Below are 20,985 nucleotides of genomic sequence, written 5' to 3'. Positions count from 1 at the left end.
ACCTTGATGCAGCTACAAGGTCAAGCGGCGGCCTTCGGCTGAAGTGCTTCCAGCACCCTGCAATCGGCTACGCGCCCGCCCGGGCAATTGCCGATCATCCGCTGCAGTTCGCCCTGCAGCGCCTGCAGGTCGCGGATCCGGCGCGCGATGTCGGCGATATGCGCCTTCACCACGTCGTCCACCGAGCTGCATTCGTGTTCGCGCTGCTCGCCAAAGGCGATCAGCTCGCGGATCTGCTCGATGGAAAAGCCCAGCTCACGGGCCCGGCGCACGAATGACAGCCGCCGCTGGTCCTGTACGCTGTAGTAACGGTAATTGCCGTCCGACCGCAGCGGCGGCTGGAGCAGGCCGATCTTTTCGTAATAGCGGATGGTCTCGGCCTTGGTGCCGGTCTGGCGGGCCAACTGGCCGATGGTGAGGTGAGCGGGCATGGGCTTGACCTTGTAGGGACTACAGGGTTGATAACGGCTGCCCCGCCTCTTTTCAAGCCCAGGCCAGGCCTGGCCGGAGATACCCATGGATCACTGCTGTGGCCACAAGTGCCAGGAACTGGAAGCGCTGGCACTCCACAGTGCGCAACGGCACGTGCTGGTGGCGGTACTGATCATCAACCTGGCGATGTTCCTCATCGAATTCGGCGCAGGCATCGTGGCGCGCTCAAGCGCGCTGCAGGCCGACGCTGTCGACATGCTGGGCGACGCCATCGTGTACGGCCTGAGCCTGTGGGCGGTGAACCGGGGTGCGCGCTGGGAAGCCGGTGCAGCCCTGGCCAAGGGGGCGCTGTTCCTGGGCTTCTTTGTATTCATCTCGCTGGAGGTCATCGCCAAGCTGGCAAACGGCGTACCCCCTTCCAGCGGCGTGATGCTCGGCTTCGGCGCCATCGCGCTGGCGGCCAATCTGGTGTGCCTGGCGTTGCTGTGGCGGTTCCGCACGCTCAACATCAACATGAAAAGCACCTTTGCGTGCTCGCGCAACGACGTCGCCGCCAATATCGGCGTACTGGTGGCTGCCGGTGGCGTCGCGCTCACCGGTCGTGGCTGGCCGGATATCGTGGTGGGTGTGGTCATCGCGCTGCTGTTCCTGAAGTCCGCGGTGGGCGTCATCCGCGAAGCGTGGCCCGCATGGCGCGCGGCTGCGAAAGCGTGAGGTGAGGCAAGGGGCTCCGGCGGCATGCCGGAGCCCGCGGGACTCACTTTTCCTGCAGGAACGTCAGCAGGTCCTGGTTGACGCGATCCTTGTGCGTGTCGGTCAGGCCATGCGGCGCGCCCGGGTACACGATCAGCCGGGCGTTCCTGATCAGCTTTGCCGACTGGCGGCCGGAGATGTCGATCGGCACGATCTGGTCGTCATCGCCGTGGATGACCAGCGTCGGCACATCGAACTTCTTCAGGTCGGCGCGGAAATCGGTTGCCGAGAACGCAGCGATCGAATCGTAGGTGTTCTTGTGGCCGCCCTGCATGCCCTGCGCCCACCACGCATCGATCAAGCCCTGAGACACCTTCGCGCCCGGGCGGTTGAAGCCGTAGAACGGGCCCGACGGGATGTCCTTGTACAGCTGCGCGCGGTTGTCCATCTGCGCCTTGCGGATGCCGTCGAACACTTCAATCGGCAGGCCGTTGGGGTTGTCGGCGGTCTTCAGCATGAACGGCGGCACCGAGCTGATCAGCACCGCCTTCTTCACCCGGCCGGTGCCATGGCGGCCGATGTAGCGCGCCACTTCGCCGCCGCCGGTAGAGAAGCCCACCAAGGTCACGTCGTGCAGGTCGAGCGTGTTGATCACCGTGGCCAGGTCATCGGCGTAGTGATCCATGTCGTTGCCTTCCCACGGCTGGCTGGAGCGGCCGTGGCCACGACGGTCATGTGCGATGACGCGGTAGCCGTGGTTGGCCAGGAAGATCATCTGCGACTCCCAGCTGTCCGAGTTCAGCGGCCAGCCGTGGCTGAAGGTGACGACCGGGCCGTCCTTCGGGCCCCAGTCCTTGTAGTAGAGCTGCACGCCATCGGCGGTGGTGATGTAGCTGGCGGTGCGGGCGACGCTGGTGATCGGCGTCGGCTTGGCCGGTTCGGCGGCCTGCGCGGACAGGCCGGCCTGGACCGAGAGGGCGAGGGTGGCAACGGCCAGGGTGCGGGCGAAGGTGTTCATGCGGGAATTCTCATGCGTGGGTGGTGAGGCGTACTTTGCGCCTGCAATCAGGCGCCTGGGTGATGAACTGTCCGGATTTCTTGATAGATCGTCTTGCATGGATGTGTGCACCCGAAACGCCGCCCACCGTGTGTTGACAGGGTAGAACGTTCGTTCTACCTTGCAGCCATGCAGAAGACCGGCAGCGATACTGCGCAGAAGATCCTCGCCACCGCCGAGGCACTGATCTACCAGAACGGAATCCACGCCACCGGCATGGACCTGCTGGTGAAGACCTCCGGCGTGGCAAGGAAAAGCATCTACCGGCACTTTGAAAACAAGGACCAGGTGGCCGCTGCGGCATTGAACGCGCGCGACGTGCGCTGGCTGGACTGGTTCCAGCAGGAGTGCGACAAGGCCGACAGCCCCGAAGCGCGCATCCTCGGCATGTTCACTGTGCTCAAGGGCTGGTTCGAGTCCGAGGGCTATCGCGGCTGCGCCTTCATCAATACCGCGGGCGAGGTGGGCGACCCCGACGATCCGATTCGCCACATCGCAAAAAGCCACAAGCAGAAGCTGCTGGATTACACGCTGGAACTCACCACGCAACTGGATATCCAGCAGCCGGACGCGCTGGCGCGCCAGCTGCTGGTTCTCATGGAAGGCGCCATCACCGTCTCGCGCGTGATGGGCGACTACAACGCCGCAGACACCGCCAGGGACGTTGCAGAAGTGTTGTTGGAGCAGGCCAGGCGCTGACGCCTGAGCCATCAAAACCCGTCGAAGCACCCCGTTCATCCACTTGATTGGAGGCCCCACCGTGTCCACTGAAGCACCCCGTCCGCCGCTGCCGCCGTTCACCCTTGAATCGGCCATCGAGAAGGTTCGTCTTGCCGAGGATGGCTGGAACTCCCGCGATGCCGACAAGGTCGCGCTGGCCTATTCGCTCGACACCCGCTGGCGCAACCGCGCCGAGTTCACCCACGGCCGCGAGGAAGCGCGGCAGTTCCTGGCCCGCAAATGGAAGAAGGAACTCGACTACCGTTTGATCAAGGAACTGTGGGCCTTCAGCGGCAACCGAATTGCCGTGCGCTACGCCTATGAATGGCACGACGACTCCGGCAACTGGTTCCGTTCCTATGGAAACGAGAACTGGGAATTCGGAGCGGATGGGTTGATGGAGCATCGGTTCTCGAGCATCAACGACATGCCGATCAAGGAGAGCGAGCGCAAGTTCCATTGGCCGCTGGGGCGTCGCCCGGATGATCACCCGGGGCTGTCTGACCTGGGCATGTGAGCACGGCCGGCCGACGTTCGCTTCACCCTCCATTGCGTAACCTGCACGCCACAGCACGTCATGCCTCACGGTGAGGCATGACGCGCACCAAGGCTGGAATCGAGTGCTTTCACTCGCAGAACAGGAGGCAGGACGCGACCGTGAAGGCAGTTCCCATCATCATCGCCGCAGCACTGGCCGCGCCCTCGCTTGATGCACGCGCGGCCAGCGAAGACCGCAACACAGCGCCTCATTTCGATCTCGGTGGCGCCGTTCGATTCAACTATGGTTGGCTCGATTACGGGCCCACCAGCCGCCTGCAGCTGGAGCTGCTTCGCGCCGACATCGACGCCGGCAGCGGGCCTTTCTCCTTCTCCGCGCAGTACCGCTGGTACGACGGCTTCGATGCAGTCCATCATGCCTACGCGGGATGGCAGTTCACCGACGCCACGCAGCTGAAGGCCGGCATCCAGCAGGTGCCGTTCGGGCTGCTGCCCACGGTCTCGCAGAGTTTCTGGTTCGGGTCCGGCTACTACCTGGGCATCGAGGACGACTACGACCCGGGCGTGGTGGTGATCCACCAGGCCGGCAATACCACCTGGCACCTCGGCTGGTTCTCGGGTGACGAGTACGGAACCGGGGCGCGCTACGACCGCTATTCCTTCGATGTGGCACAGACCGATGCGTTGCCGTATCGCGAACGGCAGCGGTTCAATGTGCGCGTCGAGCAATCCCGCGACTGGGCCGGCGGCGAGCTGCTGGTTGGCGCATCGGCCTTCGCAGGCAAGGTGCAGAACACCCGCAGCCGCCGCCATCACGACCACCAGGCCGCCGCCGTGCATGCGCAGTGGAAGCGCGATGGCTGGACTACCCAATTGCAATGGGCGCGCTACCGCTACAGCGTGCCCGGCGAACGCATTGCGCTGTCGGCGTTCCAGGCCCCGTTTGAAATCGCGGCCGAGGCCGATGTGCCCAGTGCGAACGTCGCCTATTCCTTTGGCCAGCGCGGCTGGCTGGACGATGTGACCTGCTACAACAACCTCAGCATGACGCGCCCGGTGGGGCACAGCAGCGGGGTGCGCGACTCCTGGCAGAACGTCACCGGCTGCAGCCTGCAGAAGGGCGTGATGCTCACCTATGTCGACTGGATTGCCGGCCGCAACATGTGGTTTGCCGGCGGCGATGGCATCGGCATCAACAACGGCGGACCTTCGCGCTGGCATTCGCGGCTGAACCTCAATATCGGGTTCTATTTCTGAAAGCTGCCGCGCGTCGGCTACGATGCCACGGTCGGCATCGTAGCCGGGGGCAGGGGATGCAATGGACATGCAGACAGGGGGCGGACTCGATTCGCCGGCAAAGACCGATTCGCAGGAGCTGACCTTCCACTGGCTCTACCAGCGGGTGCAGGGGCTGGTTGAGCACAGCATCTACCCGAAGGCGGGCAGGGTGGAGAGGTGGGCGTTTCGCGTTGGAGTATTGGCGGCCCTCGTCGGGGTTCTAAGTAGCCAGCTTCCGGAGCGATGGGTCGCGGTCACCTTTGCCTCTCCGCTCGTCACGGCATGCCTCGTGGTAGAGATTGCCAGCTTCATCGTTGCCGGCGTCTTCGCAGCCCGTAGGGGTATCCGCCAGTTCAGCCAACCACGGCTGTCGCATGCTCAGGAGATGGATGGCGAGTTTTCCCAGTGGCAAGGGGTAATCGCCGAACTCCGAAGATTTCCGAGGGTCGAGCGTGAGCGTCGCCTCAAGTACGTCGGCCACCTGCGCACAAGCATGATTGAGCGGATGGGCCTGATGTACGGCGGGCTGCAACGTCTCGGGCCGTTTCCGCTGTTGATTGCCCTCTACCTGCAGGTCCGCGGATGGCAATGGGGTGATTGGGCCAGCGCCTTTGATGTCGGGGCGCTTGGTGCGTTCCTCATATACGGGCTGGTGCTGCTCTACCTTGCGGGATGGATGCTGATCGGCCTGCGTACCCGCCTGGACACCTACGTCGCCCTGCTCGAAGGCTCCATCCACGAACCCGAGCCCCCGCAGCCAGCGCCCTTGTAGAGTCGAGCCATGCTCGACTACGGCATGCCACATCGCACCCCATCAGGCACCCCGCCCGCGAGCATCAGCAACACCCGATCCATCAGAACAGGCTCCGGCACACCCGCCAGCACCTGCTCCAGATAGTCCACGGGTTCCAGCTGCCATTGAAGCAGTGCACGCAACGGCAGAACCGCAGGCGCCCGCTGATTCGCATCAAGTGAGACCTGCAACAGCACATGCTGCGGCCGCCTCTCCAGCCACAACACGGGCACACCCCTGCAATGAATCTGGAAAGAGGCGTCTTCATGCCGTTCCACGAACTGGAAGCCGTGACCTGACCGAACCTCCACGAACCGGATTGCTTGGCGGCGCAGCTGTGAGAAGCGATCGTCGGAGATGCGCTGGAACGCGATAGGCGAGGGGGCGGGTGGCTCAAGCCACCGCGCCTGTGCCGCAATCACGGCCCCAGCGCACAGCGCCGTGACCGCCCAACTGCACCAGGCCACTCAACCCTCCGGGCGCACTCGCGTGCTGGCGTGTGCGGTGAGCCCCAGCCCGGCCATGATCAACCCCTCCATGATGCGCGGGCCGACGTCCTGCTCCAGCTCGCCGTTCTCTCGGGCGCGCTGCGCGGCCAGCAGGATCTCCATCACCACGCGAAGGCCCGCCAGCGAGCAGTCGGTGTCGGCCAGGGCGATGCGTCGGCCCGGCATCAGGTGGCGCTCTGGCCAGGGCTGGCCATCGGACGTAGCGCCCGAACCGATGCTGTGCAGCAGGGCAACGAGGGTGTTCCGGTCCAGTGCGGGGCCGTTCGCGGGCTCTTCCTGGATTGGTTGCGGGGCAGGGGAGTAGCGCTTGGTCATGGCAGGGCTCCTTGCGGGCAGGCAGAAGCCGCCACCCATAAAGGTGGCGGACGATGCGTGGTTCGAAACCCGGTGTTCGCTGAACCGGCAGGCACAAGGCCTCCACGCACCGCCCGCCATAGCCGGCCGACGGATTGCCAGCCGGCACCACACAGGGGTGATGCCGGCTGGCAAGCGTTTACTTCAGCGAACTACCGGGGTTTCGAATCCCGGCCACCCGTTCAAGGTGGCACAGCAATGAATACGCCCGGTTGTGCGCGATGCCAATGCAGTAAGGCCGATCCCGTCACTACATTCAACATTTTCAGAATCGTTGTATATGGCGCAACGTGGCTGGAGCCTTGGGCTGCAAGGCTATCGGCGGCATGCGTGACACAGGTCTATTTTCGGTTGCCGCTCGGTTGGCGGCGGCAAGGGCAGGGCGGATGCGACAAGCCCATGCTTTGTATGTAGATGCCTCTGGCCGTGTCAGTGGCCGCCGCGCGAGCGTGACGCGTCACGTTAATTGGGTTGAGTCCTGCTGCATGCGGCGCCACATGTCACTATGTGGCGGGGCTGCATTGAAGGAAGGGGAAACATGGATCGTACGCAGAAGACACTGACGATGGCCGACGTCGCAGGCTGGGGTTCGGCGCTGGTTACGTTCGGCTTGGTTCAAGGGGCACTCTACCTGAAGGCGTATTGGGGGCACTTCGGCCTTGATCCCTTTCAGTTTGTTGCCGTAAGCGAGCTTGCGCTGGCAGGTCTCGCGGGCATCGGCATGGTGTTGTTCTTCATGCTTGTTGCAGCGTTGCTTGGTGGCTGGATCGAGGGGAAGGTGACGGCCAATACAACGGTTCCCAGCCCCGTAATGTGGCTGATCCTGGTGCTGTGCCTTGCAGGATTGGGAGCAATTATCTGGTGGTCGAATGGATGGCCCCTTCTGATAGGTGGCGCATTGGTGGGCGTATGTGCAATAGCCGTACGCCTGTCACCTGTACTGCCTGCTGCGGTAAAGGACTCACCATGGCTGATCTATGCTCTGATAATGCTTGTCTATGTCTCGATTTCTTCGATCTGGATTGGATCTGAGCGTGCCAGGACGATCACCACCGTCGGGAGCAGTTACACGGTAAGTGTGACGGTTGATGGAAAGACGCAGGGCGGCATTAGCCTGGTTGGCCGGCTGGGTGATAGCTACGTGCTGTGGGATCCGGCGCAGAAGCTAGCGCTGCTTGTGCCTGTGGGCGATGTGGGGAGGTTGGAAATTGGGCGGGAGGCAGCTTCGCCTGCTAAGGCAATCCAGTCGCGATGAGAGGTAATTGCTGGGGCAGGGGAGGTCGCTACCCAAAGGACGTCTTTCGCCGTTTAAACGTCGGCTTGTTATCCGGAACCAGCCACCTTAAGATCGCGTCGCATCAAGGGAGTAGTGGCCGCTACGGCGGCCTGTGGGTATGCCAGTGGCCGCACCCCCGGTCTGACTAATGGGTCATTAGGCGTGAGGCCAACTTTGTGGACATATTTACCGCCATTTCAATCGGATCTGGACTGGCGTCAGCCGCAGCATGGTTCTACGCGAGCCGCGTAAAGATCTCGCGCGAGAAGGGGCTCTCGCAGCGCCGCCGCAAAGCCGCAAAGACCGGAGCCAATCCTGACCTTAGTGGAGTGACTTTTGATGGCTGGGAGATTCGGGAGACATTCGTTGCTCAAGCCAAGTGGAACTCTGTCGGAGCCGCGCTTGCGGCTATAGCGATACTCTGTCAGGCGTTGGCACAAGCAACTGCTCACGCCTAAGGCTCATCCAGGTCGACGCCGCTTCCCGGCGTGGCTTAACTCAAGTGTTGAACGTCCGCTTCCGGTCGGGCTGAAAAAGTTCCGATACTTGTGATCAGTCACGGACGCGGCTGGCCAAGAGCGCTCTCCCAGTCGCCCTGCATCCTTCGGAATATGAGGCCTCCAGTGCAGTGAATCCCGACGCGGGGCTGTTAAACCTTACGTTCCGCTCGCTCTCGGCGCGCACGAATCTCCGCTACTGCCGTCGGCGTGCTGAGCAAGGCTGGCGCCGGCAATCTCTAATCTGTTCATCACCTATGTAGCTATGCGGCGTCGGGCTGAGCTGCCTCCGCGCAATGCCGGTGTGCCACAAAAAAGCTACCGCATTTCAGACTCATGGACTGGCATGTTCTGGAGGCTCAGCGCACCAGACCCAACGAACCTTAGTGGTGGCCAATTGCCCTTTGGAGGGCGCTGCTGTGAGCGGTACATCCGCCGAATGTGGCGTCAAGGTAGCGCGATATCGGCCAATGTATATCCTTCCACTTCAAGAAATAGAACGAATGGGCAAGAAGAGAAGAGGGAGTCAGCGACCAAATAGCGCTACTGCACGAGGCCGCGAGGGCAACTCCAGCGTCGCTCCCAAGGTGACTACTAAGGACGATGAATTTGAGAAGGAACTTCGGGACTTTCTAGAGCTGATGAAGGGCCTCATGCTGGGCTTGGCAATGCTCGGTGGAGCGTTCATCGTGATGCGCAGCTCCACACCAGCTGTCTTGCGCGTTATCGGCCCGTGGGCATGCGCAGCGCTGGGACTTTCCGTCGGAATGGCCTCTGCCCTGATCTATGCCCGTCACCGATTGAGTGTTAAGGGGCAGCCTCTACCGATCGTCATTGTTCGTGGATTCGGTCTGACTACGCTGCTTCTGATGATTCTTGGCACATTTATCGTGGCTGGCGAAATCAACCGGCAAACTCCGGCGCCGGCCAAAGCCTTGCCGGCTCCAGCTGCACTTTGTCCATCCAAGAGTGGCGAAGAGTTGCCTCAGAGAGCAGCTAGAATCCTTCCGTACGACCACAGCGGTCATCTGCGACAGCGCGGACCTCTCGTGGGGGCGGGGGGGCGTGTGCGCGGCACACTTTTCTACCGAAGGCGCCAGCGTGAGGATTCCACCTCACGCGCCCGATGCCCGCAGTTGTCGAGTGACTCGTTGCTGATCGCGCGGCATCAGCGATCAACCTGATCAGACCCGTGGGATTCCATTCCCACACGGCGTGCTTTCAATCAAAAACTGGCACAGAAGTTTCCTTGAGCGTGTTCAGCCAATCGTGTTGCAGGCTGGCGTGCGCTGTGCGCGGGGCATGTTCGTCACTGACGGCGCGAGAGAGCTCCAGCAGCTCCTGCGCGAGCACCGCCGCGGCATCCAATTTGGCCTGGGTGTCAAATACCTTACGCGACCCATCTGGGGTCTGAAGCGTCTCTGCGTAAGCAGGATTGGCTACCAGATACACGAAGTAGTCGGTCGTGGCCGCAAGGATGCTGAGCTCCTTAACGATACCCGCCTGCAGACTGCCCGCAGCAGCGTTCCACAGCGCAGAGGCAATGTCATAGCTGCTGATGTCGACCGTCTTTCCGTCGCTGATGGCGTCTGCCTTCAGTGTTTTGCAAAGCCGAATGGCCTTTTTGAGTCCGCCCCACGTTTCGTCGTCACGTTCGCGCAGGCGTCGCAGATACAGGAAGGGCAGATTGTGGATCAACTGACGCGCGGGTTTGTCGAGGATGTTGACGCCCCGAAAATCCTCGGCTTGTGTCCGCTGATACTCGGCGGTGTCATTCCACGAGGCCGGCACCACATCAACTTCCCGACGCAGCGATCCACCCGAGAGCTGGATGGCCTTGGCGCCTGCGCAGTCGACTTCCGCTGCCGGATAGGCATCCTTCAGCGCCGCCTCCAGTCGGTGACGCAGATCGAGCAATGTATCGACGGCTGACGGCCGGTACGGGTTGCGGTAGTGCCCAGCCTGCGCCAAGACCCCCGTCGCATCGTAGTGATGGAATCGCTGCTCCAAGACCAGGAAGTCAACATCACTGACACCGCGGATATGGATGTTGCCGGGAACGGAGCCCTGCAGGCGGAACGTACAGCTCAGCCCATCCCGATCCAATCGCGTTGCAATTTGCGCTTGCACACGCTCGGCCTCGGCAATGCTCAGGGCGGTGTAGCTGGCGGCTACCGCTTGCATGGCGCCCAGTGCATAGCGCGTATGGTGCCCATTACTACGCTTCTGATAGGCCTCGCTCAGGTGCGCCCGCGCCTCAAATCCGGAAGCAGAGTCGAAGATGACTGATCTCCGATCGAAGCCATGGCGCCGCGCGTCGAGGGCACGCAAACGTTTGTTGATGTCCGCACTCATGGTGTCGTGGTTTCCTTTCGGGTCAGGGTGAGAGTTCCGTAGGTGTAGCGGCCGTGGCCGTTGAAGTACTCACCGATGGCAGCGGTCAGGTCAGGGCGGAACAGCAGTTCCGCACAACCGCGATGCCCCTTGAGTTCAGGCTCGCCGATGCCCGGGTCGTTGCGATAGTTATAGAGGACACGGTAGCCATCCGTGCAGTCATAAATGAGCGCGGCCGACATGCTTTTGGAGACGGACTGGCGCGTTCGCAGGCGAATCTGGATCTTGTCCCAGCTCTGTGCAATTTCGACCTCGCCTTCCCACGCCAGCAGCGGGCGGTCGTCGGAAGCATGCAGGCTTTGCCCGTGGCAGATCCATGTGCCAGAAAGGTTGGGGACGCGTAACCACCTAGAGAGACGCGGTATCCGCCACATCCACCGGTCAAAGAGCGCGTACAGCAGGAGATAGATCGAGCCGGCAGTGACCGGCCAGAGCACCAGCCGCGGCATTTCCACGCCGAAATCCACAACCAATGCCACAACCAGGCCGGCCAAGGCACTCACTGCTGCGGCCAGCCCGACAGAGGCTCCCATAACCCATTTGCCGACATTGGCACGGTTGAAACCGCCCAAGACAGCGTACTCATGTTCCATAGATCGATCTCCGTCGGTGAGAGGAGCAGGGCACTGCGATTGCTGGGCGACTGGCCCGCACCCAATTGGGTTGGGAAACGCCACGGAATCGTCCAGGTGCCAAGGCGAAGCTCGCTCTGGCACCTGGAGGAGGTCAGCGATTACGCAGGTCTGACTGGGCTGCCGTCCTAGAACGGATCCGGCCCCAAGCCCGAGCGCGCACTTTCGTTCAACACGGTGCCGTCGGGCCGCTTGATCGGGGCGCTCGGGGCAAGCTCTTTCAGCCGCCGCGCAGCGCGCACCGCGTTGTACTCGCTCGCATACCCTTCGCCGGAGTCCGCAATCTTGCGGCCGTTGCTGGCATAGAACGTCCACCGCCATTCGCCGGCGCGATCCTGGTAAATCTCAATACGCATGAACACTTCTCCTTTCTTGGCTGGAACGCGCTGGGTCCATCCTCTACGCAGCCCGGGGGCTGCTTAAGGGCGGGTAGCGCGTTGTCGAAGCAAGGCTAAACATCACCCGCATATTTACTATGCGTGTAGTTTGTATGCGTGTCAAGTTTCTGTACGGATGCTATCGTGAGTCATCCCAAGATCGAGGTGCCCATGTCTTCAGAAACCCATTCGCTGCGTTGGGGGCAGGCGCGGCGTATAGCCTTCATCGATCTACGATTGCAATACGACGGCCGCTTGAACCGGCGCGATCTTATTGATTTCTTTGGAATATCGGTCCCCCAGGCGTCTTCGGACCTGGCCGAGTACGTCAAGATCGCCCCAGGCAACATGGAGTACGACCCGAGTGCACGGGCCTACCGGGCGCAGCCGGGTTTTCTGCCGGTCAGCGGCCGCGCAACGTCCAGCCAGTACCTATTCGAGTTGTATGGCCTGGAGCGCGGCCTGGTAACCCGCGATGAAAGCTTCATCGGTTATGTGCCGTTGACCGGCATTGTCGGCACCCCTGCACGCCCGATTGCGGCAACGGAGATCGCCACGTGGGTGCGCGCCATCCGCGACGGTGGCAGGGTGGAGGGCCGGTATCAGTCTATGGACGAGGACACCCCCATCAACCTGAGCATCTCCCCGCATGCGCTTGGCTACGATGGCCTCAGATGGCACGTCCGGGCTTACTGCCACACCCGCTTAATGTTCCGGGACTTCGCCATCGGTCGCTTTGATATCCACACGATCCATGCCGCCTCCCACGCGATCGACCCAAGCAACGACATTGGCTGGTTCACGGAGGTCGGGGTTCAGCTAGTCCCGCACCCCGCGCTGACGCCCAGCCAGCGGGCGGCGGTGGCACGGGACTATGCGATGCAGGATGACGCGCTGATTCTTCCCTGCCGAAAAGCGATGCTGTTCTATACGCTGCGCCATCTGAATCTCGATTCGCTCGAGATTCAACCTGATGCGGCTCGGCAGCATGTCATCGTTGGGAACCCCGACGAAGTCGCCCAATGGATGCGCGAAGATCGTCAAGGCCTGGCTGTGGGTGGCTGAGCTAGGTCAAGGCATTGGTCAGATGCGTGGGCAGATGTCCTACGACCACCCTTCGATTTGGTTCATCGACGTAGCAGTAGATCCGCAGGCAGCGGAGCGGATCGTGGGCGTTGCTGCCTGCAACATGCATGTCCATGGTGTAGGTCGACCCACCCACGATCCCTCGATACTCGCCCAAGTGGCGGGCTGCAATGACACCAACGCCGGACAACCGAAGCCGATTCTCTTTCAGGAATTCCTCCCACTCGTCGCGCGCTTGGCGACGACTCGCTTCGTCATCTGCCCAGCGTGATCGCCAGTAGCTTTCAGACAGTTGTTCCAGGCAGGCATATATCAGCGCGGTCTCGCTATGGGCCACGCGACTGGCGGAGCGGAGCGTTTTCTCCGGAAAGACCACCCGAGGCCGCAGCGAGATTGCCCACTCCGCGAGCCCCTCTAGTGTGGCCGGAGGCGCGGCCCGCTCTGTTGTCGGCTCATCAATGGGAGCTGCAGATCCCAGCCGTAGTTGTGCGCTATGCAGGCGCCGCTTGAGCTCGACTATCTCATCGGTCGATGTTTGTAGATCGTGCAGGGCGGAGTCTCGGTCTGCGACCGCAGCGTTTCGCTCGTCTTCGGCCACTTGCAGCAACTCTTCATAGTCCCTGACTTCCCTGGAAATCAGAGCCCGAATGTCTTCAGCGGTTGGAGTTGGCGGAGGAAGAACGGCGTCGTTGAGCGCCGAGTCTTTCCTATTGCCCAACGCACGCAACCTAGCTTCGGCTATGGCGTTCCGAATGTCTCGAAACGCAGGAACCTCAGGGCGGTGCCGGGCCTCGAGGGTCAACTCACGAAGCTGCTCCAGTCCCTGTCCCTTGCTGATGTCGACGTGCGCCCTGGTACCGCCAGCCTTTTGAAACACATGAACCGTGCTCGGAGCCAGCGAACCGCAACGGGCAGCATACTGGGGCCACATCGCCGGCTCAACCACATACATCCTGGCCAGAGCCTGCAGCGGCTTGATCAGCTCAAACCGAGCCGCCACTACCCACAGAGGTGCGTCGCGACCGCTGTCTTGGACGGCGTCAAGTAGACGCGACAGACCCTCCTCATCACGGACGAATGTAGGGGCTCCAGCGGGCGCACCAGCGATAGCCAACCCGGGCGAGCGGGCCCATTCACGGACAATAGCCGGAACCGTCCTAGAGGGCGCCGGAAGGGACACCAGGTCACGTGCGCTTAGGCGAACGCCCACCATGCCGCCGATGCCCTCCATTCCCGCGAGGACAGTGGCCTCCATCCTCCACCACCGAGTTGGGTGGGTCGTATCAGGGTGATCCAGTCGGAAAGCAAAAATTCCGTCACCCGACTCCAATTGAAGCGTGACGCCTTGGCGCTCAATCTCGTGCGCCCCTTCTCGCCATGTCTTAGGCAGGCTCAGTCCCATTCGACCCTCGAGCCAACTGAGAGCCGACGTCACCGCATCGAGATGGGCCGACTCTTTCGCCACCAAGGCCCATTCGGAAGCCAACAGTGCGTGGTCTGACAAGTCAAAGCGCAGGACGCGCTGTGAGTTGCCAAACTTAACCGCGCCCACCCTTCTGCGAGACTGAGCGTTGCTCGCTCGCGGTACTGCCATGACAGGCGCAGCAGCATTGACCTCGATCACAAGATCAACCGCTTCAATGCCCTCGATCTCGACCGCAGCACTCGGCGGAGGCGGCCTGTCGCGCGCAATCGAAGGAACCGGGTGTCGCGTCAGCAGCCCATCGATCGTTGCGCGGAAAGCGGCTCGGAGTGGGGCGGCAGGGCCTGGAGCCCGCCGCTTCGAAAGCGACGATACCAGCTCAGGAATAGCGGCCGCGACGCGCGATTGCTCCGCCTTAGGGAGAGATCGCCAGCACTCTCGGGCGATCCGTAGCCATTTCTGCGCGAGCGCAGGCCGATCGTTCGCCCACTGCCTGGCGGCAAATGCGGCGCCGAAGATCCGCGTTAAGGATCGCTCCAAGCTTGCGTCAGCTTGACCGGAGGGGCCGATATCCGAGGCGGCCAGCCAGAGCGCGATCGGGAGCGGAGATTTGCCGTGACGCGCCGAGTCGGTGACCACTTCCCATAGCCAACCCGGATCAATGGTGTCGTCACCGAAACCTAGACCGCTTGCATGACGGGCGCATGCCTCGAGATTGTCCAAAAACAACACATCGACAAATCCCTCTGCCGATTCGAGGTTGCTGGGACCCAGTACGACCACTTGAAGGCCGGACTGAACGTCGGTCGCCAGTCTGCTGCTGTGGCTATCCGCGTACGTTCGCTGGAGCTCAAAGTCTCCGTCGGCTTGGGCAATGGAACCGGCGCCGAGCTGCAGTGCCCTTTCAAGTGAGCGCAATGCCGCGTCTGTGGCCGCTTGCGCTTGCGCTGGCTTGCCAGACCACAGCTCGATCTCATCGCCCCGTGCGGGACGAGGGTGGTCGTCGCCTGAATTGGGGGTGGCCTCGAGCTGAGCCTGAATCCATGCCTCGACCTCAGCGGTTGCGCCTCTGAACATGTGGCCTTCGCACATCGCTCGCACACACCAAGCAAAGGCCGCCGGGCTGGCATAGGCAGTGCCGTTGATGCCGCGAAAGTGGGTCGCCAGGATGGAGATGCCATAGCGGTTGCCCTTGAGTGCCAATTGCTTGGCAAGCTCAAGGTGCTCACTAAGTGTTAGACGAACAGCCTGGCGAGCCGTGACCAAGCTGGCCGAGGAGGTGCGGTAGACGCGCCCATCCTCCTCGTCGGCGACGAGCACGGTTTGATCACCCAGCGTGCCCAGAACCACTGCAGTTCGCAGGGATCTGCGCAGACCAACGTGTCGACCGGCCCGGGGGTGAGGTCCTTGATGGTAGCCATAGAGCGGGAGAATCAGTCCAACTGTCTGTTCTTCCGGCGCGAGCTTCGCCTGTTCCGGTGCGGCTGCAGTCTTGCCACCGCTCTCATCTGCTTCCTGCATATCAGCGCAACCCACACTCCCCCCCCCCGAAAATGTGACCGACGCCCCATCATACCTGCCACGACACGGCGCAACACGCTTGGGATCATTGCGACGGCGATGGCAGGACAGTGCATAGCGGCCGAGTTACCTCAATGGGCTACCAGCGACGGCCAGTTAAGCGTCCTCCAACAGGTGTGCCGCTGGATTGCATTGCGCTCCACCCGACTGGTAGTAGCCGGTCACGCTCGCGATAGAGCGGTGGTCGGTCATCGCCATCAGGGCCGGCAACGCCACGCCTCGCCGCGCCCCTTCGGTAATAAAACCCGAGCGCAGGCTGTGTCCGCCGAAGTCTCCATCTAGGCCGGCTTGCTTAGCGCGCCGCTGGATGATCAGGGCGATGGCACGGTCGCTCAGTGCTGGGCCGACCCGGTTACCCCACACTCGGCGAAACAGCGCCCCTTCGGTGAGCTGCGCGGCGTCCAGCCACACCTGCAACGCGGTCGCGGCCGCGCCCAGGAGCGGCTTATCAGGGCTGCCGCCAACCTTGGGGCCGTCCTGCAGCGTCTTGCCCTGGTCCAGTCGATAGACGAAGCCCCCCCCGGGCAGGGGGCGCAGATGCGCCAACGTGGCCGCGGCGACTTCGCTGCGACGGCGGCCGCCGCTGGCAAAGGCAAAGCAGAGCAGGGCGCGATCGCGCAGGCCGGCTAGGTCGTTTCCGCCGGTGACCAGCAGCGCCTGCAGCTCGATCCGGGTAATGGCCGCCTTCTTCTGCGGGCGTTCGCCATGCTTATGCGCGCTGCGGCGGGCGCTGGCCAACAGCTGGCGCAACTGTAGCGATGACGCGGTGGCCAACCCGAACCGGCAACACCCACCGGCGCGGCAATGCCGCCTACTGGGGGTGGCTTCCCCCGCGACGATGCGCGCGCCTAGCGCGCCACCGCGCCGGATCGGCTCCCGGCACCAGTAGCGAATGCCATGACCCGCGCGCAGATCTGCCATCGGCCCGCGCGGCCCGCACCTGCCGATCCGATGGCCACCGCGCACTGCAATCGCGGTGCAGTCGATGCGCTTGACTTTCACGATGTGGCGTCTCAAAGTCGGGGCCGGGCAATAGCCCGAGGCGGAGCAATCCACCTGAGCTGCTACGGACTCCAAGATCCACTTCTGCGTCCTCCCGTTGTATTCGGAGTGTCCACGAAGAAGCCGTAGCCTGGACAGTACTTCGATTGCAACTTAGGAGAACATCTATGCTTGTTGCAGACAGCACGGGCGTGTACGACTTTGCGGACCAGCTCCGCAGCGCCGCGTCCCCTTACTTTAAGGTCAATCTTCGCCAGCTTCGTGAGGCCGTGGTACGCGGCATGGGGCTGGGCACCGTAGCTGGCTGGGAACAACAATTACTGCACAACCCGCAGTGGCGGGCCGATCGCTTCGACTATCTCGCATTTGCCGAACGCATGGCCGGACTGACCGGCTCATGGGATACCGCGCAGGCGCTCTGGTCGATTGCGCTGGGGGTCCGCTTGGACCTGGACATCACCCAGTACCCGAGCCAGCGGCAGCGGCCCGAAAAATATCTGGATGTACCCTACGACGTGTCGGCGCAGCTGCGGGGGGTCGATCCGCAGACCGTGGCGACTGATCTTTTCATCATCCTGCCGGAGTTCTTCTCCGGCAAGGGCGTGGAAAACTTCCGCGTCGATTCGGCCCACTGGCATCGTGCGCCGTTGGAAAAGCCCAACTTGCGCCCGCAGGCCAAGGCGCGCGGGCGCAACACGCTGGTGGCCAAGCTCAAGGATGCGACGTGGACCGGCGGACTGTTCATCTACTCGGCGCAGGACCAGCAGGACGACACGCAGTGCCGCCGCAATGTCACCGCGGCTTTGTCGCGCAGCCTGCTGGCCATTGTCGCACCGGGTGTGCACTGCCATATCTACTGGCCGGAAGGGTATACAGAGGGGGGCTACCGGATCGTGATCCGGCTGAGTCCGCAGATCCTCACGCGCCTTGGCGCCGGCTCGTTCCCCTTCCGCCTGCCGCGACAGCAAGGCTGGCACTATGTGGTCGAGCCGGGCTACGGCGTGCACGGTCCGGACTACCGCGAAGGAGAGATGGGTGGCAACTTTGTCGATGGGATGTGGCTGTGCGACCTGTACCCCAACGGACAGGAAGGCACCCACAGGGTCGACCTCAATACGGTGAAGACGGTCTTGCTGCGAACGATCTACCGACGGCTGGATCAGTTCGGCGTGCGTTTCGTGCAGCCCCTGCTGGCGGTGTAGGCGGCTGACCGCATCCGTGGGGCGCCGGCAGGGGCGCCGGCGCCCACGGCAATCGGTGCGCGCTGAGCCCAGCCCAGTTGCCCACTGGACTGGGCATCCCAGTGACTCTCAATATCGCAGCGGGCGCCGTTAACAACCAATGCCACCCATGCCCTCCATGCATGCGGCCAGGCGCGCACCGCGCGGGACATCCACGGCGATCGTTCCGCGTCAGGCACAGGAAGTGACCGGCACAATGCCATAACAGCAGGGGACGCAGATGCAAGGACTCGCCAAGTACAGATTCACCGCAGACAACCTGACCTCCGAAGAATCGTCTGCACTGGCGTCACGGATTTCAGGCCTGATCAGCGCATGGATCCAACGCAAAGCGCTTGAGCCGCCGCAATGCTGATACGCCCTCGGAGCAGCACAACGCTGCGGTTCAGCTGGAAGAGCTGCGCACCCTCAACAGCGGATTGGAAGCGCAGTTGGAGGCGGCCCGCTCCGACTGGTATGGCGTGGAACGAAGCGCCGGACTGGCGCGACTGATGCAGATCGTGCAGCGCCATCTGGCCGGCGGCGACCCTCACCGCTTACCATCGCTCCTTCCTTGATCTCGACGAGTACCTATGATGACTACCGACGATTCTTCGAACACCATCACGCTTCGCGGCGGAACCAAGGTGCGCCTGGAGGCTTGTGACGTGGTGCATACCGCCACCGCCTTTGATCAACAAGGTACGCAAGTCGGACACGCACAATTTCAGGTCCTCGATGAGGATGACGAGCGCTTTCTTGTCACCAATATCGAAGTGGCCGAAGGCTACGGCAGAATCGGGCTCGCTACTGCGCTGATCAAGGAGTTCGCCGACGAGCTGGGGGCGATCATCTACTTCGAACCCAACCAAGGCAGTGCATTGATCAGTGGCGCGCACCTTACCGGCGATGGATTGGCGTTGGCCGACTATCTGGTGCGCAACAAGTTGGCCCACTGGCGTTTTCCAGACTAAGGCTAGACGGTCCTGCCGGGCGCGTGGCCCGGCGCATGCTGCGGCCTGCCTTTTGACCGCCGTGTTTAAGAACCAGATTGACTGGCTGCCGCTGGAAGAGGGGAGCGTACGCCCAACCCAAGGCCGCACCTTCTTCGACAAGAACTCGGCGGGCGCGGCTCGGGCCCCACGCTAAAGCAGTACATCGATGCGTTCTACGCCCAGTTTGGCCATCTGATGGTGACGCCGCCGAACGCTGAACCTGAGGGCGCGGATGAGCATCGATCGCTCCGGCCGGATGGTTTGGGTACGCCGGCATTGGCGGCAGGCACAATCCCGGTAGATAGTCCTTGGCGAAGACTCATAGATCTGCTCAGTGCTTGGGAAGCAGACCTGCGGCGCCGAGAGGATAGCCTGTCCAGGCGCGAGATCGAGCTGCGGAGTCAGGGCAAAAAAGTACAATCTTAGTTGCGCCGCTCAATGGATCGCCAGGAGCCACGGTCCAGCGACTGAAGCACTCCGTTGCGTTCGAACTAGTAACACCCGTACATGGCGCTAGGTAACAGATTTACCTGCTTCGTCAGCAAGCTCATCCTTGTCGGGGGAGCCAGCAGGGGCGACAAGGCCAACGACGGGCTGATACAGCATTTCGCATAATGTATATTATGTTCCAAGCATCTTGGCCCGGCCGCCACCTGGCCGTGGTGTCCGCTGATTGGGCAGCTTCGATCTCTTGGCGCAGCTGTTTCTCAAGGCCCCTGTGTCGTTCGGATGTCCTGCTTGGCTGCGTCAGGAGTACCTCCATCTCTGGCCGCGCGCTACCAACACCGCTTCACGTCCGATTCTCGACAGATCTGACGTACTTGGTCCAGCCTTCCCGCTCAGATTTTGCTGTCTCCAGGGCCGCGGGGAGCCGCACGCCAAATTGCTGTCTCGCTGCCTCGGCTCGATCGGCTCTCCGAAGCCCGGTGTCCCGTTGCTCGGCGAGCCATGAGATCTGCAAACGGATCTGATCCTCAGTGCATCACGCCGGGCAGCCAGCAACTGTTCACTCAGCAAGCTCTTGATGGTCGGTTTCACCAGGTCACCAGCCAGAGGGTCATGTTGGTCGGCGAGTCCCGCCAAGTGAGCCCGGATCTGCTCGACGGTTGGGTACTCGCACTTGGCCAGCAACTCATCGGCGGCGGCGTGAACACCAGATTCGGTAATGCCGCCGGCCATGAGATGTCTCCTGTACCGGCGCCCTACTCTGCTGGTAACGTACTCGCGAAAATTGATGAGACTCCACATCAAAAGGGGACGTTATGGGGGCTGAGATATGGATTATTGAGTCGCTGAGACCGGGTGACCGGACCACCGGCAGCCTCTTGTCCAGCAAGATAAAAAATAGCGACGCAGCCCTCACGAGGCAGCTTCAGGTCAAGCTTCTCACCCCGAAAAGCCTGAAGGAGTTCAGTGACTGCTTGAATGATGTACTCCAGTCAGCAGCTGCTGGAAATCACCCAGTACTTCATATCGAGGCCCACGGCAACCAGTACGGGCTCCAACTTACGAATGACGACTTGATCGATTGGCCCGATCTCTCGGTACCGTTGGCCAAGATCAATGACATGATGAAGGGATGGCTGGTGGTGACTGTCGCCGCCTGCTCAGGTGGTCACATGGCACGAACTGTTCTCAATACCGCCCGTGCTCCTTTCTTCGCTTTGGTTGGTCCGCCAGAGGAGATTGAAGAAGACGTTCTTCTGAATGACTATACGGAATTCTATATCGAGTTCTGCAAGACCCGCTCCCTCACCAAGGCAATGTGGGCTCTTAATTCGTTCGGGGCTTCCAAGCGGAACTATTTTTTTACAACGCACAGAAGCTGTTTTGTCCAACTTTTTGAGGAGAGGATCACGGAGAAGATTTCCTCAATGGAGCGATCACAGCGGATAGCCAGACTCGCATCCACGTTGGTAGCGGCGTCAGCAACTCCGGAGGAAATAAGTGCTGCGCACCATACCGCTACAAAAGTCGTGGACAACCCTACAGAGTCCGCATTCCGCGCGTGGCGTCAGTTCGTGTTCGCTGACAAGTACCCAGAGAATTTGGACCTCTTCCCTTTTCCGTTTCCTTGATCGGACGTCGTCTGCTTTGTAGATCGAGAGCCAGATCAGAACGAAACCTGCGCTCGCACGCCCACAGTGTTGCCGGAATCCGGCCCCTGC

General features: G+C 62.0%; 20 protein-coding genes and 1 pseudogene. 12 read left to right on the top strand and 9 right to left on the bottom strand.

Features of this window, described 5'->3' with window-relative positions; translation table 11 throughout:
- Positions 1 to 20: 20 nt before the first annotated feature.
- A complete protein-coding gene (locus tag VN11_RS11270; protein WP_053449774.1) occupies positions 21 to 431 on the bottom strand; it encodes a MerR family transcriptional regulator in 411 nt (136 codons plus the stop codon).
- A gap of 85 nt (positions 432 to 516) precedes the next feature.
- Here VN11_RS11270 and VN11_RS11265 point away from each other — a divergent pair, with 85 nt between their 5' ends.
- The gene (locus VN11_RS11265) at positions 517 to 1,146 is read left to right on the top strand and encodes a cation transporter (RefSeq protein ID WP_053449773.1); all 630 of its coding nucleotides are present in this window, start codon (positions 517 to 519) and stop codon (positions 1,144 to 1,146) included.
- A 43-nt stretch (positions 1,147 to 1,189) separates the two neighbouring features.
- Here VN11_RS11265 and VN11_RS11260 read toward each other — a convergent pair whose 3' ends face one another.
- Positions 1,190 to 2,143 carry an alpha/beta fold hydrolase gene (locus VN11_RS11260; protein ID WP_053449772.1) on the bottom strand — a complete coding sequence of 318 codons (954 nt, stop codon included), beginning with the start codon at positions 2,141 to 2,143 and terminating at the stop codon, positions 1,190 to 1,192.
- Positions 2,144 to 2,311: 168 nt separating this feature from the next.
- Between VN11_RS11260 and VN11_RS11255 the strand changes: the two genes are divergently transcribed.
- The 4 genes from VN11_RS11255 (at position 2,312) to VN11_RS11240 (ending at position 5,450) form a co-directional block, all read left to right on the top strand.
- A complete protein-coding gene (locus tag VN11_RS11255) occupies positions 2,312 to 2,881 on the top strand; it encodes a TetR/AcrR family transcriptional regulator (RefSeq protein ID WP_053449771.1) in 570 nt (189 codons plus the stop codon).
- A 61-nt stretch (positions 2,882 to 2,942) separates the two neighbouring features.
- A complete protein-coding gene (locus VN11_RS11250; protein ID WP_049458548.1) occupies positions 2,943 to 3,419 on the top strand; it encodes a DUF1348 family protein in 477 nt (158 codons plus the stop codon).
- Between the two features lie 140 nt (positions 3,420 to 3,559).
- The gene (locus VN11_RS11245; RefSeq protein ID WP_053449770.1) at positions 3,560 to 4,657 is read left to right on the top strand and encodes a hypothetical protein; all 1,098 of its coding nucleotides are present in this window, start codon (positions 3,560 to 3,562) and stop codon (positions 4,655 to 4,657) included.
- Between the two features lie 61 nt (positions 4,658 to 4,718).
- The gene (locus VN11_RS11240; protein ID WP_053449769.1) at positions 4,719 to 5,450 is read left to right on the top strand and encodes a hypothetical protein; all 732 of its coding nucleotides are present in this window, start codon (positions 4,719 to 4,721) and stop codon (positions 5,448 to 5,450) included.
- A gap of 17 nt (positions 5,451 to 5,467) precedes the next feature.
- Here the strand turns inward: VN11_RS11240 and VN11_RS11235 are convergent, their stop codons facing one another.
- Complete coding sequence (locus tag VN11_RS11235; protein ID WP_053449768.1) at positions 5,468 to 5,938, bottom strand: hypothetical protein; 471 nt, start codon at positions 5,936 to 5,938, stop codon at positions 5,468 to 5,470.
- On the bottom strand, positions 5,939 to 6,295 hold the full coding sequence (locus VN11_RS11230) for a hypothetical protein (protein ID WP_053449767.1): 357 nt from the start codon (positions 6,293 to 6,295) through the stop codon (positions 5,939 to 5,941).
- Positions 6,296 to 6,872: 577 nt separating this feature from the next.
- Here VN11_RS11230 and VN11_RS11225 point away from each other — a divergent pair.
- Positions 6,873 to 7,589, top strand: coding sequence for a hypothetical protein (locus VN11_RS11225; RefSeq protein WP_053449766.1), 717 nt, complete (start codon positions 6,873 to 6,875; stop codon positions 7,587 to 7,589).
- Positions 7,590 to 9,328: 1,739 nt separating this feature from the next.
- On the opposite strand, the gene VN11_RS11220 is transcribed toward VN11_RS11225, so the two are convergent.
- The 3 genes from VN11_RS11220 to VN11_RS11210 form a co-directional block, all read right to left on the bottom strand.
- Positions 9,329 to 10,462, bottom strand: coding sequence for a hypothetical protein (locus VN11_RS11220; RefSeq protein WP_053449765.1), 1,134 nt, complete (start codon positions 10,460 to 10,462; stop codon positions 9,329 to 9,331).
- A complete protein-coding gene (locus VN11_RS11215; RefSeq protein ID WP_053449764.1) occupies positions 10,459 to 11,094 on the bottom strand; it encodes a hypothetical protein in 636 nt (211 codons plus the stop codon). Before VN11_RS11215 ends, VN11_RS11220 begins: the two co-directional genes overlap by 4 nt.
- A 167-nt stretch (positions 11,095 to 11,261) precedes the next feature.
- On the bottom strand, positions 11,262 to 11,489 hold the full coding sequence (locus tag VN11_RS11210; RefSeq protein WP_053449763.1) for a YegP family protein: 228 nt from the start codon (positions 11,487 to 11,489) through the stop codon (positions 11,262 to 11,264).
- Between the two features lie 165 nt (positions 11,490 to 11,654).
- Here VN11_RS11210 and VN11_RS11205 point away from each other — a divergent pair, with 165 nt between their 5' ends.
- Positions 11,655 to 12,575, top strand: a complete 921-nt coding sequence (locus tag VN11_RS11205) for a WYL domain-containing protein (protein WP_053449762.1) — start codon at positions 11,655 to 11,657, stop codon at positions 12,573 to 12,575.
- A 1-nt stretch (position 12,576) separates the two neighbouring features.
- Here the strand turns inward: VN11_RS11205 and VN11_RS11200 are convergent, their stop codons facing one another.
- Together VN11_RS11200 and VN11_RS11195 are read right to left on the bottom strand one after the other, a co-directional pair.
- Complete coding sequence (locus tag VN11_RS11200) at positions 12,577 to 15,540, bottom strand: hypothetical protein (protein WP_148564967.1); 2,964 nt, start codon at positions 15,538 to 15,540, stop codon at positions 12,577 to 12,579.
- A gap of 156 nt (positions 15,541 to 15,696) precedes the next feature.
- A complete protein-coding gene (locus VN11_RS11195) occupies positions 15,697 to 16,602 on the bottom strand; it encodes a site-specific integrase (protein WP_238581789.1) in 906 nt (301 codons plus the stop codon).
- Between the two features lie 167 nt (positions 16,603 to 16,769).
- On the opposite strand from VN11_RS11195, the gene VN11_RS11190 reads away from it, so the two are divergent.
- From VN11_RS11190 to VN11_RS11175, 5 genes and pseudogenes are all read left to right on the top strand, one after another.
- A complete protein-coding gene (locus tag VN11_RS11190) occupies positions 16,770 to 17,804 on the top strand; it encodes a hypothetical protein (RefSeq protein ID WP_053449760.1) in 1,035 nt (344 codons plus the stop codon).
- A gap of 374 nt (positions 17,805 to 18,178) precedes the next feature.
- Entirely contained in the window at positions 18,179 to 18,400 is a 222-nt protein-coding gene (locus VN11_RS22275; protein WP_148564966.1) for a hypothetical protein, read from the top strand.
- Positions 18,401 to 18,418: 18 nt separating this feature from the next.
- On the top strand, positions 18,419 to 18,796 hold the full coding sequence (locus VN11_RS11180) for a hypothetical protein (RefSeq protein ID WP_148564965.1): 378 nt from the start codon (positions 18,419 to 18,421) through the stop codon (positions 18,794 to 18,796).
- Between the two features lie 52 nt (positions 18,797 to 18,848).
- Positions 18,849 to 18,962: pseudogene (locus VN11_RS22725) on the top strand (arsenical resistance protein ArsH); the annotation flags it as partial.
- 1,117 nt (positions 18,963 to 20,079) lie between these two features.
- Positions 20,080 to 20,895 carry a hypothetical protein gene (locus VN11_RS11175; protein ID WP_053449757.1) on the top strand — a complete coding sequence of 272 codons (816 nt, stop codon included), beginning with the start codon at positions 20,080 to 20,082 and terminating at the stop codon, positions 20,893 to 20,895.
- The last annotated feature ends 90 nt before the right edge of the window (positions 20,896 to 20,985 follow it).

The sequence above is a fragment of the Stenotrophomonas maltophilia genome (assembly GCF_001274595.1).
Classification (GTDB): Bacteria; Pseudomonadota; Gammaproteobacteria; order Xanthomonadales; family Xanthomonadaceae; genus Stenotrophomonas; species Stenotrophomonas forensis.
This window is presented reverse-complemented; position numbering and strand designations above follow the sequence as displayed.